General features: G+C 70.4%; 14 protein-coding genes and 1 pseudogene. 6 read left to right on the top strand and 9 right to left on the bottom strand.

The window, feature by feature from the left end:
* Positions 1-307 (bottom strand): MarR family transcriptional regulator (locus CCN39_RS18105; RefSeq protein WP_086843510.1); only part of this gene is annotated, 307 nt, incomplete at its 3' end.
* Positions 308-481: 174 nt separating this feature from the next.
* On the opposite strand from CCN39_RS18105, the gene CCN39_RS18110 reads away from it, so the two are divergent.
* Positions 482-1699, top strand: coding sequence for a PP2C family protein-serine/threonine phosphatase (locus tag CCN39_RS18110; protein WP_086843486.1), 1218 nt, complete (start codon positions 482-484; stop codon positions 1697-1699).
* 10 nt (positions 1700-1709) lie between these two features.
* On the opposite strand, the gene CCN39_RS18115 is transcribed toward CCN39_RS18110, so the two are convergent.
* Entirely contained in the window at positions 1710-2000 is a 291-nt protein-coding gene (locus CCN39_RS18115; protein WP_086843488.1) for a hypothetical protein, read from the bottom strand.
* 11 nt (positions 2001-2011) lie between these two features.
* Entirely contained in the window at positions 2012-2452 is a 441-nt protein-coding gene (locus CCN39_RS18120) for an Hsp20/alpha crystallin family protein (RefSeq protein ID WP_086843490.1), read from the bottom strand.
* A gap of 167 nt (positions 2453-2619) precedes the next feature.
* On the opposite strand from CCN39_RS18120, the gene CCN39_RS18125 reads away from it, so the two are divergent.
* A complete protein-coding gene (locus CCN39_RS18125; protein WP_086843492.1) occupies positions 2620-3462 on the top strand; it encodes an SDR family oxidoreductase in 843 nt (280 codons plus the stop codon).
* 8 nt (positions 3463-3470) lie between these two features.
* On the opposite strand, the gene CCN39_RS18130 is transcribed toward CCN39_RS18125, so the two are convergent.
* From CCN39_RS18130 to CCN39_RS18145, 4 genes are all read right to left on the bottom strand, one after another.
* Positions 3471-3707 (bottom strand): hypothetical protein, encoded by a 237-nt coding sequence (locus tag CCN39_RS18130; protein ID WP_086843493.1) that lies wholly within the window; start codon positions 3705-3707, stop codon positions 3471-3473.
* The gene (gene ctaD / locus CCN39_RS18135; protein WP_086843495.1) at positions 3685-5457 is read right to left on the bottom strand and encodes an aa3-type cytochrome oxidase subunit I; all 1773 of its coding nucleotides are present in this window, start codon (positions 5455-5457) and stop codon (positions 3685-3687) included. The genes CCN39_RS18130 and ctaD overlap by 23 nt, the downstream gene beginning before the upstream one ends.
* Before the next feature lie 93 nt (positions 5458-5550).
* Positions 5551-7734, bottom strand: coding sequence for a glycogen debranching protein GlgX (glgX, locus tag CCN39_RS18140; RefSeq protein ID WP_086843497.1), 2184 nt, complete (start codon positions 7732-7734; stop codon positions 5551-5553).
* Between the two features lie 130 nt (positions 7735-7864).
* Positions 7865-8731, bottom strand: coding sequence for a manganese catalase (locus CCN39_RS18145; RefSeq protein WP_086843499.1), 867 nt, complete (start codon positions 8729-8731; stop codon positions 7865-7867).
* 168 nt (positions 8732-8899) lie between these two features.
* Between CCN39_RS18145 and CCN39_RS18150 the strand changes: the two genes are divergently transcribed.
* Entirely contained in the window at positions 8900-9121 is a 222-nt protein-coding gene (locus CCN39_RS18150) for a hypothetical protein (protein ID WP_244210847.1), read from the top strand.
* Positions 9122-9163: 42 nt separating this feature from the next.
* On the opposite strand, the gene CCN39_RS18155 is transcribed toward CCN39_RS18150, so the two are convergent.
* Entirely contained in the window at positions 9164-10015 is an 852-nt protein-coding gene (locus tag CCN39_RS18155; protein WP_086843503.1) for an SDR family oxidoreductase, read from the bottom strand.
* Between the two features lie 143 nt (positions 10016-10158).
* On the opposite strand from CCN39_RS18155, the gene CCN39_RS18160 reads away from it, so the two are divergent.
* Positions 10159-10551: a winged helix-turn-helix transcriptional regulator gene (locus CCN39_RS18160; RefSeq protein WP_086843505.1), complete on the top strand. Its 393-nt coding sequence runs from the start codon at positions 10159-10161 to the stop codon at positions 10549-10551.
* Positions 10552-10564: 13 nt separating this feature from the next.
* Here the strand turns inward: CCN39_RS18160 and CCN39_RS18165 are convergent, their stop codons facing one another.
* Entirely contained in the window at positions 10565-11155 is a 591-nt protein-coding gene (locus CCN39_RS18165; protein WP_086843507.1) for a hypothetical protein, read from the bottom strand.
* 237 nt (positions 11156-11392) lie between these two features.
* On the opposite strand from CCN39_RS18165, the gene CCN39_RS18170 reads away from it, so the two are divergent.
* The gene (locus CCN39_RS18170) at positions 11393-12949 is read left to right on the top strand and encodes an alpha-L-arabinofuranosidase B (RefSeq protein WP_086843509.1); all 1557 of its coding nucleotides are present in this window, start codon (positions 11393-11395) and stop codon (positions 12947-12949) included.
* 78 nt (positions 12950-13027) lie between these two features.
* Positions 13028-13427, top strand: a pseudogene (locus CCN39_RS18175) (GDSL-type esterase/lipase family protein); the annotation flags it as partial.

Below are 13427 nucleotides of genomic sequence, written 5' to 3' on the forward strand. Positions count from 1 at the left end.
GGTCCCGGCGCCGGGACCGCAGGTCCTGCAGGTAGGCGCGGCCGCGGTCGGACAGCCGCAGGGTCAGCTCCCGCCGGCTGCGCGCGCTGGGCAGGCGTTCGAGGAACCCGACCGCCTCCAGCCGGTCGCAGAGCCTGCTGACCAGCGGCGGCGTCGAGCCCAGCTGCTCGGCCAGCTGCCGCAGGTTGACCCCGTCGTGGCGATCCAGCGCGACGACCGCGCGCAGCTGCGACACCGACAGCGGACGCGGCGAGACGTCCCGCTCTCCCTCGACCACCGACTCGAAGAGGCGGGCGAGGTCCGACACGGCAGCCGTCCCGTCCGGGGCGGCCTGCTCGCGGGATCGATCCACGGCGTCCACTTTGGCATCCCTATGCTGAACCGGCAGCACAGCCCACAGACTCGCCGTGGACCGGCGCGCGGGAGCGGCGCAGACTCGACAGAACCGACCCGGCACGGGCGCGTGAGCAGGAGGCAGGCGTTGGACAGATCCCTGGCGGTGGAGCGTCTCCTCCGTGACGTACCACCGCACGACCTGCCCGGCGCGTTGCGGTCGGGACTCGGCGAGCACTTCGGCGCCGAGGCGGTCGAGCTGCTGATGGCCGACTACGCCCTGACCGAGCTGTGCCAGGTGGGCGAGCAGCCCTACACGACGGAGCCGATCCCGGTCGACGGCACGACCCCCGGCACGGCGTTCCTCACGCAGGCGGCGACGTTTTCCCGCGACGGCGACCGCGTCACCGGCTACCTGCCGGTCAGCGTCCGCGGTGACCGGCTCGGCGTCCTGGCCGTCACCTTGCCGGGTGAACCGGAGCCGCCGGTGTGGGCCGAGCTCCAGCGGTTCGCCGAAGCGGTGGCCCACGAGCTGTTCGTCGCCGACCGGGACACCGACCTCTACATCCAGGCCCGGCGGTCTTCGCGGCTGACGCTGGCCGCGGAGATGCAGTGGCAGCTGCTGCCCGGGCGCGCCTGCACCCGCGCGGAATTCGCGCTCGGCGGCCAGCTGGAACCGGCCTACGCCATCTACGGGGACTGCTTCGACTGGTCGGCGTCCGCGCGCAAGCTCGCGGTCACGCTGATCAACGGCATGGGGGAGGGCAGCGAAGCGGCGCTGCTGACGAACCTCGCGGTGAACGCGCTGCGCAACGCCCGGCGGGCCGGGATCGCGCTCGACGCGCAGGCCGAACTCGCCGACCAGGCGCTCTACGCGCACTACCGCGGCGCCGAGCACGTGGCCGCGTTGCTGCTGGAATTCGACCTCGGCACCGGCGCGGTGACGGTGGTCGACGCCGGCTCGCCGCGGTTGTGGCGGCTGCGGGACGGCAAGGCCGAGCGGATCCTCTTCGACGAGCAGCTCCCGCTCGGCACGTTCGACGGCACGATCTACACGCTCGAAGGCTTCCAGGCGGCCGACGGCGACCGGTTCGTCTTCGTCAGCGACGGGGTCTACAACGCGCTCGGCCCGCACGGCGAGCGGTACGGGGACCGGGAACTCGCCGAAGCGGTGACGGCGACGGCGGAACTGCCGGCGGCGCACGTGCCGGGCGCGATGCTGCGAGAGCTGTCGACCCGCCGGCACGGCAGCCAGGCCGAGGACGACGCGATGGTGGTCTGCCTGGACTGGTTCGGGCCGACGCCGTTGTCCGGAACGGGGAACGGGCCGGCGGTGACCGTGCGGCGGGCCGACGGGGCGCGGTAGCGGATCGAAGTCAGGCGGCGGCCGAGGGCTGCCGCTCGCGGGGAGCCGTGCGGCCGGCGCTGACGACGGCCGCCAGCACCTCGTCCGCGTCGAGGGCCGGGTCCCACAGCGCGCCGCCGACGACGTGGGCCAGCCGGCGCCGGCGGTGCTGCGGGGTGTCGGTGAGGGCGACCTCGGTCGGGCGGCCCTTCTTGACCGCGTGGACCGCCCGGGTCACGAGGATCGCCTCCTGGCGGGTGGTGCCGAGTTCTGCGGCCGCGGCGAAGATCTTCTCCGCCGCGGCGTGGGCCGCTTCGTTCACCTTTCCGTCCGTCAGGCCTGGATTTCCTTGCGGTCGGACCGCTCGCCGCTGATCTCGATGCGGCGCGGCTTGGCCTTCTCGGCGACCGGGATGCGCAGGGTCAGGACGCCGGCCTCGTAGTCGGCGGCGATGCGGTCGGTGTCGAGGCTCTCGCCGAGGAACAGCTGGCGCGAGAACACGCCCAGCGGCCGCTCGGACACGTGCATCTCGACGTCGTCGCCGCCGCCGGGGAGCGGGCGGCGCTCGGCCTTGACCGTCAGCACGTTGCGCTCGATGTCGAGCTCGATGGCGTCCGGTGCGACGCCCGGCAGGTCGAAGCAGACCACGAACTCGTCGCCGGTGCGGTAGGCGTCCATCGGCATCGCGGCCGGCTTCGACCAGGTTCCGGCGGTGCCGAGGACCTGCTGGGTCAGGCGGTCCAGCTCGCGGAACGGGTCGGTGCGCATCAACATCGGTGTCCCTCCTTCTGGGCTTCGACGGTGGCTGTCAACACGCACTACTGTTCTAACACGTCATCCAAACGATGACAAGTAGGAAGTCATCATCAAGATGACAGTGTGAGCCGTGCGCCATCGGGAACCCGGACGGGGAGATCCATTCCCGCACCGGAGGAGCCACCGTGTCCGAGCAGCCCGCCCAGCAGCAGACCCCGCCCGGGACCACCGCCGCCATGACGCCGCGGCCCGACCACGGCGAGCACAGCTACCGCGGCTCCGGCAAGCTGACCGGCAAGGCCGCGCTCATCACCGGCGCGGACAGCGGGATCGGCCGCGCGGTGGCGATCGCGTACGCGCGGGAAGGCGCCGACGTCCTGATCTCCTACCTGGACGAGCACGAGGACGCCGAAGAGACGCGGCGCTGGGTCGAGGAGGCCGGGCGCAAGGCCGTCGTCGTGCCCGGTGACGTCGCCGACCCGGCGCACTGCCGGGCCCTGGTCGCCCGCACCGTCGACGAGTTCGGCCGGATCGACGTCCTGGTCAACAACGCCGCCTTCCAGATGAGCCACGAAACCCTGGACGAGATCCCGGACGAGGAGTGGGACCGCACCCTCGCCATCAACCTGAGCGCGTTCTTCCACCTCGCCAAGGCGGCCGTGCCGCACATGAAGCCCGGGGCGTCGATCATCGGCAGCTCGTCGGTGAACTCCGACAACCCGACCCCGCAGCTGCTGCCCTACGACGTGACGAAGGCGGGCATCGCCAACATGTGCGCGGCACTGGCGCAGCTGCTGGGGCCGAAGGGGATCCGCGCCAACAGCGTCGCGCCGGGGCCGATCTGGACGCCGCTGATCCCGGCCACCATGCCGGAGGAGCAGGTGAAGTCCTTCGGCGAGCAGGTGCCGCTGGGCCGCGCCGGCCAGCCGGCCGAGCTGGCGCCGGTGTACGTGCTGCTGGCTTCCGACGACGGCAGCTACGTCTCCGGCGCGCGCGTCGCGGTGACCGGCGGCGTGCCGATCCTCTGACCCGGTGTTCAGCGCTCCAAGTGCGCGCACACCGCGAGGTTGACGGCGACGAAGCCGGCGAACAGCCACGGCAGCGCCACGAAGAACCCGGCCGCCAGCAACGCCAGCGCGACGGCGTCGAAGCAGAGGCACAGCGGCAGCCGCTTGCGCGGGCCCGCCCGCAGCCCGCGCTCGATCCCGTGGAGCCGCCGCCGTTCCCACGCCGACAGCGGCGGGCCCGGGTCAGCGGCCGCGGGGGTCGTCACTTTCGCCCTGCTCGTCGGGCTGGGTGGCGCCCGCGACCACCTCGGACGGCGCCGGCGCGTCGCCGGGGTGCCCGCGGGTGATGTGGCCTTCGGCGTGCATCCGTTCGACCATGTGCGGGTAGTGCAGCTCGAAGGCGGGACGCTCCGAGCGGATGCGGGGCAGCTCGAGGAAGTTGTGCCGGGGCGGCGGGCTGGTCGTGGCCCATTCGAGCGAGTTGCCGAAGCCCCACGGGTCGTCGACGTCGATGGGGTCGCCGTAGCGGTAGCTCTTGAAGACGTTCCAGATGAACGGCAGCACCGACAGGCCCAGCAGGAACGCGCCGATGGTGGACACCGTGTGCATCCAGGTGAAGCCGTCGCTCGACAGGTAGTCGGCGTAGCGGCGCGGCATGCCCGCGTCGCCGAGCCAGTGCTGGATGAGGAACGTCGTGTGGAAGCCGAGGAACGTCGTCCAGAAGTGCCACTTCGCCAGCCGTTCGTCGAGCATCCGGCCGGTGATCTTCGGGAACCAGAAGTAGATGCCGGCGAAGGTGGCGAAGACGATGGTGCCGAAGAGCACGTAGTGGAAGTGGGCGACGACGAAGTAGCTGTCGTGGATGTGGAAGTCCAGCGGCGGCGAGGCGAGGATGATGCCGGTCAGCCCGCCCAGCAGGAAGGTGACCAGGAAGCCGACCGACCAGAGCATCGGTGACTCGAAGGTGAGCGAACCCCGCCACATGGTGCCGATCCAGTTGAAGAACTTGATCCCGGTCGGCACCGCGATGAAGAACGTCATGATCGAGAAGAACGGCAGGAGCACGGCGCCGGTGGCGAACATGTGGTGGGCCCAGACCGCCGCCGACAGGGCCGTGATGCCGATCGTCGCGAACACCATGAGCTTGTAGCCGAACAGCGGCTTGCGGCTGAACACCGGGATGATCTCGGTGACGATCCCGAAGTAGGGCAGGGCGACCACGTAGACCTCGGGGTGGCCGAAGAACCAAAACAGGTGCTGCCAGAGGATCGCGCCGCCGTTCTCCGGGTCGAACACGTGCGATCCGAGGTGCCGGTCGGCCAGCAGCCCGAACAGCGCCGCGGTCAGGATCGGGAACGCGAGCAGGATCAGCACCGAGGTGAACAGGATGTTCCAGGTGAAGATCGGCATCCGCCACATGAGCATCCCGGGACAGCGCAGGCACACCACGGTCGTGATCATGTTGACCGCGCCGAGGATCGTCCCGAGCCCGGTGACGATCAGCCCCGAGATCCACAGGTCCCCGCCGATGCCGGGGGAGTGGATGGCGTTGGACAGCGGCGTGTAGGCCGTCCAGCCGAAGTCGGGCGGGCCGCCGGGGGTGGCGTAGGCGGAGAGGACGATCGTGCCGCCGAACAGGTACAGCCAGTAGGAGAACGCGTTGAGCCGCGGGAACGCCACGTCCGGGGAGCCGATCTGCAGCGGCAGGACGAAGTTGGCGAACCCGAACAGGTTCGGGGTGGCGTAGAGCAGCAGCATGATCGTGCCGTGCATGGTGAAGAGCTGGTTGTACTGCTCCGGCGACAGGAACTGCAGGCCGGGCCGGGCCAGCTCGCCCCGCATGAGCAGCGCGGTCAGGCCGCCGATCAGGAAGAACGCGAACGACGTCGTCAGGTACAGCACGCCGATCGTCTTGTGGTCGGTGGTGCGGATCGTCTTCAGGATCGTCGCGCCGCGTGGACCCCGCCACACCGGGCGGTGGGGGATCGGAACCGGGCGTGTCACTGTGTCGGTCATCGGACTCCCACCTGCCGCCGCCGGGGTACGTGCATCGCGCGCGTACCCCGGCCCGGGGGTGGCTACACATGACGATCGGGTGGTTCCGCGGCGCTACCCCGTCTGCTCCACGGTGCGCATCAGCACGGTCAGCGATCGGCCGCCGACCACCAGCTCGCCGTGGCCCGGCACCGTGCGCGGGGTGGCCAGCCGGTCACCCGCCACACCGCCGACCAGGACACCGCCGACCGATCGGTGGAAGACCTCGCCGGTGGCCGAATCGAGGACGATCGCCCACTCCTCGCCGTAGCCGCCGCCGGGGATCGTCATGGTCATGTCGTCGTCGTGGGCGTTGAAGCAGAGCAGGAACGAGTCGTCCACCACGCGCTCTCCCCGGGCGTCGAGGTCCGGGATGGCCGTTCCGTTGAGGAAGACCATGATGCTGCGGCCGAAGCCGGACTCCCAGTCCTGGTCCGTCATCTCGTCGCCGGCCGGGGTGAACCAGGCGATGTCGCGCAGTTCGTCGCCGCGGCGGATCGGTCGGCCGGCGAAGAAGCGGCGGCGGCGGAACACCGGGTGCTGGTGGCGCAGGTCCACCACGGCCGAGGTGAACTCGAACAGCTCGCGGTGGCGCTCCAGCAGCGACCAGTCGACCCAGGACAGCTCGTTGTCCTGGCAGTAGGCGTTGTTGTTGCCCTGCTGGGTGCGGCCGAACTCGTCGCCGTGGAGGAGCATCGGCACGCCCTGGGAGAGCAGCATCGTGGCGATCAGGTTCCGGCGCTGCCGGGCCCGCAGGTCGAGGACCTTCTCGTCCTCGGTCGGGCCCTCCGCGCCGCAGTTCCACGACCGGTTGTCGTCGGCGCCGTCGCGGCCGTCCTCGCCGTTGGCCTCATTGTGCTTTTCGTTGTACGACACCAGGTCGTTGAGGGTGAAGCCGTCGTGCGCGGTGACGAAGTTGATCGACGCGAAGGGGCGGCGGCCGTCGTTCTGGTAGAGGTCCGACGAGCCGGTGATCCGGGAGGCGAACTCGCCCAGTGTCGCCGGCTCGCCCCGCCAGAAGTCGCGGACGGTGTCCCGGTAGGCGCCGTTCCACTCGGTCCACAGCGGCGGGAAGTTGCCGACCTGGTAGCCGCCGGGGCCGACGTCCCACGGCTCGGCGATCAGCTTCACCTGGCTCACCACCGGGTCCTGCTGCACCAGGTCGAAGAACGTGGCCAGCCGGTCGACGTCGTAGAACTCGCGGGCGAGCGTGGCGGCGAGGTCGAACCGGAAGCCGTCGACGTGCATCTCGGTGACCCAGTACCGCAGCGAGTCCATGATCAGCTGCAGGGTGTGCGGCTGGCGCACGTTCAGCGAGTTGCCGGTGCCGGTGTAGTCCATGTAGTACTGCGGGTCGTTCTCGACCAGCCGGTAGTAGGCCTGGTTGTCGATGCCGCGCATGGACAGCGTGGGCCCGAGGTGGTTGCCTTCGGCCGTGTGGTTGTAGACGACGTCGAGGATGACCTCGATGCCCGCTTCGTGCAGCGTCCGCACCATCGCCTTGAACTCGTGCACCTCGCTGCCCGGCGTGGCGGGCAGGATCGAGGCGGCGTATTCGTTGTGCGGCGCGAAGTAGGCGATCGTGTTGTAGCCCCAGTAATTGGCCAGGCCGCGTTCGGTGAGGGCGTGGTCGTGCAGGAACTGGTGGACCGGCATCAGCTCGACGGCGGTGACGCCGAGGGTCTTGAGGTACTCGATCATCACCGGGTGCGCCAGCCCGGAGTACGTTCCCCGCAGCTCCTCCGGGACGTCCGGGTGGAGCTTCGTCAAGCCGCGGACGTGGGCCTCGTAGATGACGCTCTCGTTGTACGGCACCTTCGGCGGCCGGTCGTTGGCCCAGTCGAAGTACGGGTTGACGACGACCGCGCGGACGGTGTGGGCCGCCGAATCGTCGTCGTTGCGCTCCTCGGGCCGGCCGAACCGGTAGCCGAACACGGACTCGTCCCAGTCCACCCGGCCGGTGACGGCCTTGGCGTACGGGTCGAGCAGCAGCTTGGCGGGGTTGCACCGCAGCCCGCGGCCGGGGTCGTGCGGCCCGTGGACGCGGAAGCCGTACTCCTGACCGGGGCCGATGCCGGTCAGGTAGCCGTGGTGGACGAAGCCGTCGACCTCCGGCAGCCGGATCCGGGTCTCGGTTCCGTCCGGGGCGAACAGGCACAGGTCGACGTGGTCGGCGACCTCGGAGAAGAGCGCGAAGTTGGTGCCGACACCGTCGTAGTCGGCGCCGAGCGGGTAGGGGGAACCGGGCCAAGGCTGCACTGGGCCTCCACGGGGGCGCGAGGGAACTCCGCCCGGATACCCGGCCGGTGGCGTTCGAACCCGTGACGCGCGCCTCCTCACCCGGACGCCCGCCCGGGGCCGCCGTCACCGACGGCGGCCCCGGGACGTGTCAGGTGAGCTTGTTCTTGACTTCCTTGGCCTTGCCCTTGGCGGTGCCCTTCGCGTCCTGCAGCGGCGCGTAGGTGCCGTACAGCGCGGGGTCGGGCTTCGGTGCGGTGCCGGGGCCGCCGAGCGGTTCGGGATCCATGAGGTACTCGAGGCCGGCGTCGGTGGTCCAGCTGCTGCCCTTGGCGCCGTCGGGGCCGTCGGAGAGGTGCCAGATGGTGTGGTTGTGGGTCTGGTCCTCTTCGTCGAGCAGGGCGTTGGGGACGATGTCGTCCTCGAGGCCGTCGGCTTTGAGTTCTTCGATGGCGGCCAGCCACTGCTTCTGGTGCACGGTGTCGCGGGCCAGGTTGAACTTCAGCATGGCCTTGACGCCGGGGTCGTCGGTCATGTTGTACAACCGCGCGGTCTGGAGCCGGCCCTGCGCTTCGGCGGCGGCGTTGGCGCGGAAGTCGGCCAGGAGGTTGCCGGAGGCGACGATGTACCTGCCGTTCCAGGGGTAGCCGTTGCTGTCGGCCGGGAGGGCGCCGCCGCCGGCGACGATGGCCTGTTGCGGGTCCATGCCGCCGATCACGGCGGCCATCACCGGGTCTTTGACGGCTTCGGCGGTGGCGGTGGCGGGGGCGCCTTCGAGGAGCCGGGCGACCATGGTGGCGAGCATTTCGACGTGGCCGATTTCTTCGGTCGCGGTGTCCATGATCAGGTCTTTGTACTTGCCTTCGATGCGGCAGTTCCAGCCTTGGAACAGGTATTGCATGGTGACGGTCATTTCGCCGTAGGCGCCGCCGATGAGTTCCTGGAGCTTGTGGGCGTAGACGGGGTCGGGCTTTTCGGGCTTGGCTTCGAACTGCAGCAGCTTCGTGTGACGGAACACGAGAATTCCCTCCGTCGTCCGGGGTGGCGGTCGGAGGGGGCTTTCCCGGTTAGCGGAGGGTTAACCGCGGCGATCCCGGAGCGTCCGCGCGGGGGAGACGAGGATCGACAACGCCGGTGTCGCTGTGGTAGTTGAACGCGGAACGTTCGATGGCGAGTGGAGCGATACGTGAGCGATCACCAGGAGCGGGTGCCGGCCTGCCGGCGGTACCAGTGCGACGAGCCGGCCCTCTGGCGGAGGATGTGCGCGGCTCACTGGGCTCGCTGGCAGAACGGGACCGACCCGCTCGACCAGCCGGGCGACGACGGCGCGTCCCCGGAACCCCGGGTGTGGCAGCCGCCGTTGCGGGAGAACAGCGTCTCGCAGCGGAAGCCCGGCCGCCCGGGGTGACGCCGGTGGGGAGCCCCGATGGACTCCCCACCGCGGCGTGGTTCAGCCGGCGAGCTCGGCCACGGTCACGCCGATCGGCGTGCTGGCGCGGCCGATGAGGGTGCGGAGGTCGTCCGAGGTTTCGGCGAGCAGGCCGTCCTTCGTGTTGGCGTCCAGCGCCACGAGCAGGCCGACGACCGGCTCCGGCAGGCCCGCCTCGGTGAGCACCTTGGCGTGCTCGTCGGCCGGCAGGTCGACGTAGCCGACCTCGCGGCCGGCGGCCTTGCCGATCTCGGCGGCGAGGTCCGCGTACGACCAGGGGACGTCCCCGGCGAGCTCGTAGACCTTGCCCTCGTGGCCTTCGCCGGTCAGCACGGCGACCGCGGCCGCCGCGTAGTCGGCGCGGGTGGCGCTGGCGACGCGGCCGTCGCCGGCGCTGCCGAGGAGGCTGCCGGTCTGAGCGGCCTGCTTGATCGCGTCGGCGTAGTTTTCGTTGTACCAGTTGTTGCGCAGGATCGTGGCGGTCAGGCCGGAAGCCTCGATCAGTTCCTCGGTCGCCTTGTGGTCCGGGGCCAGCACGAGCGCCGACGTCGTCGCCCGCGGCGCGCTCGTGTAGACGAGGTGGCCGACGCCGGCCTGCTTCGCCGCTTCGATGACCGCCTGGTGCTGCGGGACGCGCTGACCGACCGCGCTGCTGGAGACCAGCAGGACCTTGTCGGCCCCCTTGAACGCGGTGACCAGGCTGTCCGGGTCGGTGTAGTCCGCGCGGCGCACGTCGACGCCGCGTTCGGCCAGGTCGGCGGCCTTCTCCGGGGTGCGCACCGCGGCGACCACCTGGTCGGCGGGGAGCTGCTCGAGCAGGCCTTCGACGACGAGCTTGCCGAGGTGGCCGGTGGCGCCGGTGACGACGATCATGAGGACTCCTTGAAGTTTCAAGCACCTTGTCCCTGAAGAATGTACTAACTTTTAGAAAGTGCCAACTCATTGTTAGTGCCGTCACATCCATCGTGCAAACTCTCGGGTAGTATGGAGTTGTGGACGGACAACGAGGTGACGGCGTGCCCGACGCCGAGCACGAGGCGCTGGTGGCCGACGTGTTCAGCGCCGCGTGCACGTCCCGGACCGTGCTGGAGCACGTCACCGGCCGGTGGGGTGTGCTCGCCCTGGCCGCGCTCGACGACGGCGTGTTCCGGTTCAACGCGCTGCGCCGCCGGGTGCAGGGGGTCAGCGAGAAGATGCTCGCCCAGACGCTGCAGGCCCTCGAGCGCGACGGCTTCGTGCACCGGGAAGCGCGCCCGACGATCCCGCCGCACGTGGAGTACAGCCTCACGCCTTCCGGCCGGGAGGTCGCGCGGCGGCTGCTGGGGCTGATCGAGGTCCTCGAGGCCGCGGTGCCCGACGTCATGGCGGCGCAGGCCCGTTACGACGCCGCAAAAGCCGCGAGCGCGTGACGGTGGAGCCGGGCTAGCGCGCTGAAGTCCGGGCGGGCCACGGGTTCGCGATCGCGCCCAGCAGGAACATGCCCGTCGCGACGCCGAGCATCGTCAGCACGCCCCGCGGCCAGAAAATGTGGCTGTCGAAGAAGGAAACGCTCGCCGCGAGCAGGATCGCGGCGCCCGGTGCGGCACGCCACGACGTTTCCCGTGCGACGGCCGCGACCACCGCGACATTGGCCGCGAGAAAGCACAGCGCGCCCACCTGGCCGAGGGTGTCGCCGATCCCGAACACCGCTCCGGTGACGGGGGTGACGGCGTGCTGGCTGTGGACCACGGTCCCGGCGGCGATGCCGGCCACGGCGTCGAGCCCGCCGTAGAACGCCGCGAAGCCGAACGCCGCGAGCCGGCCCGGGCGGCGAAGGGCCGCGGGTGCCGGCGAGAGCAGCAGCCACTGCGCCACCGCGAGCAACGGGAACACCGGCAGCAGGACGACGTGCAGCGTGGTCCACCACGGTGCACTGGCCGGGCCGAGCGCGAGCGGGTGCACCAGGCCGAAGCCGGCCAGCGCCAGTGCGGGCGCGGCGTAGCCGGTGGCGCGCGTCCATCGTGAGCGGGGCATCGCCCGACGGTATCGGCATCCGGCCGGTCCGCCGATTACCGAACTCTTACCGTGGAACCGGGCGGGGGCACGGAGAACTGGCCATTGCACTGTGTCGGCGCGGGAGTTATGTTAGCGCTCACAATCGCTCCGCTTGTGCCGTTCCTGCGTGTCGGCGATCGAGGAGGAGGTTGGCACCGTCGCCGGCCCGTGCACCTGTCGATTCGACGATTTCCGTACCCCAGCGGGAGATCACCAATGGCACGACAGCCGAGATATGCCCGTTCCCACTCCGTCGCGAAGGCCCTGCTCGCCGCCGGCACGCTCGTCACCGGCCTGCTCGCCGCCGCCGGCACGTCCCAGGCGGCCACCCAGGGGCCGTGCGACATCTACGCGGCCGGTGGCACGCCTTGTGTCGCCGCGCATTCCACGACCCGGGCCCTGTACGGCGCCTACACCGGTCCGCTGTACCAAGTCCGGCGCGCGTCCGACAACACCACGCGCGACGTCGCCCCGTTGACCGCGGGTGGCGTCGCCAACGCCTCGACGCAGGATTCGTTCTGCGCGGGCACCACCTGCCTGATCACGGTCATCTACGACCAGTCCGGCCGGAACAACCGCCTCACGCAGGCGCCGCCGGGCGGCTTCCAGGGCCCGGCCGCCGGCGGCTACGACAACCTCGCCAACGCGACCGCGGCGCCGATCAGCGTCGGCGGCCACAAGGCCTACGGCGTCTACGTGGCTCCCGGAACCGGTTACCGCAACAACAATGCGACCGGGACCGCGACCGGCGACCAGCCCGAAGGCATGTACGCCATCTTCGACGGCACGCACTACAACGGCGGCTGCTGCTTCGACTACGGCAACGCCGAACGCAACAGCCGCGACAACGGCAACGGCACCATGGAAGCCATCTACTTCGGCAACAACAAGGTCTGGGGCTACGGCGCCGGGAACGGCCCGTGGATCATGGCCGACCTCGAGAACGGCCTGTTCTCCGGCGTCAACCAGCGCTACAACGCCAACGACCCCAGCATCAGCCACCGCTTCCTGACCGCCATCGTCAAGGGCGGCCCCAACCGCTGGGCGATCCGCGGCGGCAACGCCCAATCCGGTGGGGTGTCGACCTTCTACGATGGCGTGCGCCCGAACGTCGCGGGCTACAACCCGATGAAGAAGGAAGGCGCCATCATCCTGGGCATCGGCGGTGACAACAGCATCGGCGCCCGCGGCACCTTCTACGAAGGCGTGATGACGTCCGGTTATCCGTCGGACGCCACGGAAAACGCGGTGCAGGCCAACATCACCGCGGCCGGCTACGCCACGAGCTCCGCGGGCACCGGCCTGACGCCGGGCACGTCGGTCTCGCTGCGCGCCACCACCCCCGGCTACACCGACCGCTACATCCACCACACCGGGTCCACTGTGGACAGCGTGGTGATCGGGAGCGGCAGTTCCGCCACCGAAAAGGGCAACGCGTCCTGGACCGTCCGGGCCGGCCTCGGCAGCGGTTCCTGCGTGTCGTTCGAGTCGAAGAACGCGGCCGGGCAGTACCTGCGGCACCAGAACTACCGGCTGTACCTGCAGGCCAACGACGGCAGCTCGCTGTTCGCCCAGGACGCGACCTTCTGCCCGGAGGCCGGCCGCAACGGCCAGGGTGCCTCGCTCAGATCGCTCAACTTCGCCGACCGGTACGTCCGCCACTACGACAACATCCTCTACATCGCCGCCAACGGCGGATCGAACACCTTCGACAACGCCAACGCCTACAGTGATGACGTGAGCTGGCTCGTCAGCTCACCGTGGGCTTCCTGATCGCCAGCGGCTGTCACGCGCCCGGACCGGGCGCGTGACAGCGCTTTCTCCGTCGTTTCCCCAGAAAGGTCGCCTCGGATGCGCTTCCGCCGAACCGCTGTGGTCCTGGCCGTTTCCGCGTCTCTGCTGACTCCGGCGACGGCGGACGCCGCGCCGCCGGGCGGCGCCCCGCCGGGCTGGGTGACGCTGACCGAGTCGGCGCTCCAAGGCGTGCACGGCACCGCCCCCGACGTCACCATCCGCAACGTGCTCACCGTGACCGCCACCGGGGCTGCGCTGCGGGTGCGGCTGAGCAACCCGTTCGGCGGCACCGCGATGACCGTGCGGTCGGTGTGGGTCGGCAAGCAGCCGTCGACGCATTCGCCCGCGCTGGTGCCGGGGTCGAACCGCCGGGCCACGTTCGGCTTCCGGCACGCGGTGACGATCCCGCCGGGCAAGAGCGCGTGGACCGACCCGCTGCCGCTGCCGGTCCGGCGCG

Source organism: Amycolatopsis kentuckyensis, from assembly GCF_002155975.1.
GTDB classification, from domain to species: domain Bacteria; phylum Actinomycetota; class Actinomycetes; order Mycobacteriales; family Pseudonocardiaceae; genus Amycolatopsis; species Amycolatopsis kentuckyensis.